The organism is Sphingomonas sp. (genome assembly GCF_031361285.1).
GTDB lineage: Bacteria > Pseudomonadota > Alphaproteobacteria > Sphingomonadales > Sphingomonadaceae > Sphingomicrobium.
Window position 1 is genome coordinate 1 of record NZ_JANMCO010000017.1, and the last position, 2,247, is coordinate 2,247.

Annotated in this window: 4 protein-coding genes; 3 read left to right on the plus strand and 1 reads right to left on the minus strand. The window is 64.8% G+C overall.

The genetic code is table 11. The features are described from left to right. The 3 genes from RMO25_RS01850 to RMO25_RS01860 all read left to right on the plus strand — a co-directional run. Positions 1 to 553: SIS domain-containing protein (locus RMO25_RS01850; protein WP_309660903.1), on the plus strand; the 553-nt coding region annotated here is incomplete at its 5' end. A 73-nt stretch (positions 554 to 626) separates the two neighbouring features. Next, positions 627 to 842, plus strand: a complete 216-nt coding sequence (locus RMO25_RS01855; protein WP_309660904.1) for a DUF2283 domain-containing protein — start codon at positions 627 to 629, stop codon at positions 840 to 842. Between the two features lie 21 nt (positions 843 to 863). Continuing rightward, a complete protein-coding gene (locus RMO25_RS01860) occupies positions 864 to 1,223 on the plus strand; it encodes a GFA family protein (protein ID WP_309660906.1) in 360 nt (119 codons plus the stop codon). A gap of 3 nt (positions 1,224 to 1,226) precedes the next feature. Here RMO25_RS01860 and RMO25_RS01865 read toward each other — a convergent pair whose 3' ends face one another. Further along, complete coding sequence (locus RMO25_RS01865; RefSeq protein WP_309660905.1) at positions 1,227 to 2,123, minus strand: LysR family transcriptional regulator; 897 nt, start codon at positions 2,121 to 2,123, stop codon at positions 1,227 to 1,229. Positions 2,124 to 2,247: the final 124 nt, after the last annotated feature.

The window sequence follows — 2,247 nt, forward strand, 5'->3', positions numbered from 1 at the left end:
CCGCGAGGCTGAAAAGGACATCGTCGCCCACCTCCAGGAAGCGCCGCAGGCGATGAACGACGCGCTGGGCCGCGACGACGACATCGCCGCCATCGCGCCGCTCGTCGCCCCGGCGCGCGACGTGCTCTATCTGGGGCGCGGTCCGGACTATCCGATGGCCATGGAAGGCGCGCTGAAGCTCAAGGAAATCAGCTATATCCACGCCGAAGGCTATGCTGCTGGCGAGATGAAGCACGGGCCGATCGCGCTGATCGACGACCTTGTCCCGGTGATCGTTCTGGCACCGTCCGGGCCGTTGTTCGACAAGACCGTCAGCAACATGCAGGAGGTCCGCGCGCGCGGCGGGAAGATCATCCTCATCTCCGACGCTGAAGGCATCGCCGCGGCGGGCGAGGGGTGCATGGCGACGATCGAAATGCCCAGCGTCCACCCGCTCATCGCGCCGCTGGTTTACGCGGTGCCGGTGCAATTGCTGGCTTATCATGTCGCGGTGCTGAAAGGCACGGACGTGGACCAGCCGAGGAATTTGGCGAAGAGCGTGACGGTGGAATAGTAGCTTGTTCTCCTGCGAAGGCAGGAGCCCAGTCTGGACCCCTGCCTTCGCAGGGGTACAACGAGGATCGATCATGAAGCTGCATTATTATCCCGAGACCGACAGTCTCTACATCGAACTCGCTGACCAAGCGGGCGTCGAAACCCGTGAAGTGGTCGAGGGCGTCAATGTCGATATCGGCGTAGACGGCGCGGTCGTCGGGATCGACATCGACGGCGCCTCGGGCAAACTCGATCTGGCGACGCTTGAGACTCAGGGCCTTCCGATCGACCGCTTGAAAGCGGCGTAGAGTTTCGAGACCGTGGATACCATGCAGGGCGGTTGCCATTGCGGGGCGGTGCGGTTCGCCGCGACGTTGCCCGAACCGCCCGTGCCGGCACTCGATTGCAATTGCTCGGTGTGCTCGATGACGGGGTTCCTGCACGTCATCGTGCCGCATCAGGACTTCACGCTTGAGCAGGGCGCGGACAAGCTGACGAGTTACCGTTTCGGCAGCGGCGCGGCGGAACATTTGTTCTGCTCGTTGTGCGGGGTGAAAAGCTTTTACCAGCCGCGCAGCCATCCTGAAGCGTGGAGCGTCAACGCTTATTGCCTCGATGAGCCGCTTGCGCTCGCCGTGACGCCATTCGACGGGCGCCATTGGGAGAAAGCGCGCAAGGCGCTGGATTAACGGCTAGGTCGAGAGGCCGAGCTCGCTGACGCGCTTTTTCAACCGCTCATAAAGGAAATCGATCACCACTCGCACCCTCGGCGCGTGGCGGACGCGTTCGTGGGTGAGCAGCCACAACAGGCGGCCGTGCTTCTTGCGCGGGGGGAGGCAGCGGATGAGGTCGGGGTCGTCGTCAACCGCGAGGCGGGGAAGCACGGCGATGCCGAACCCCGAGCGCACCGCCGACAAAAGCCCGGTCGACGAGGCGTGGTGCATCGCTACCTGCCCTTCGAGTCCGAACTCATGGATCCACGCTTCATAGGCGCGCCACAGATTGCCGCCGCCGCCACCGACAATGGCATGGCCCCGCAAGGCCTCGACACTGGTCGGAACGCCGTGGCGCGCGGCATAGTCGCGGCTGCAGTAGAGCGTCCAATCGTCGATGCACAGACGGCGGCCGACGACCCCGGCGGGCGGCTCCGTGCTGGTGGCGCGGAGGGCGATGTCGGCCTCGCCTGCGCCAAGGTCGCGCAGCTCGTGCGAGGTATCGAGCTCGATGCGAATGTCGGGATGAAGGTCGTGAAGGTCGCGCAGCATCGGCCCCAACAGGGTCACCGCGAAAATCTCCTCGGTCGACAGGCGGACGGTGCCGGTCAAGTCGCGGGCATAAGCGGCGGCGGCCTCGCCGAACCCGGCCGTAGCGGCGGCGACCGCGCGCGCAGTGGGTAGCAATGCCTCTCCTACCGCGGTCAAGGCGTAGCCGGCTTGGCGGCGCTCGAACAGTGCCATGCCGACCGCTTTCTCGAGCGCGTCGATGCGCCGCGCGACGGTGGTCTGGCTGACGCGCAGTTCGCGGCCGGCGGCGAGCGTGCTGCCGCGTTCGGCGACGGCGAGGAAATGGCGGAGGTCGTTCCAGTCCATCGCGCTATTCTGCACTATTGCAGAACAACAATGCAAGATCGTTGCTCACGCTGAACCAGAAAAGAGGATATCTGGACGGTCGCACCGGAGGTTTCCGGGTTTTTTGAAAAGGGACATGCGACCA

Bases quoted from the DNA above. Each gene is read 5' to 3' on its own strand.
- RMO25_RS01855 (WP_309660904.1), top strand. From the start codon at position 627: ATGAAGCTGCATTATTATCCCGAGACCGACAGTCTCTACATCGAACTC.
- RMO25_RS01860 (WP_309660906.1), top strand. From the start codon at position 864: ATGCAGGGCGGTTGCCATTGCGGGGCGGTGCGGTTCGCCGCGACGTTG.
- RMO25_RS01865 (WP_309660905.1), bottom strand. From the start codon at position 2,123: ATGGACTGGAACGACCTCCGCCATTTCCTCGCCGTCGCCGAACGCGGC.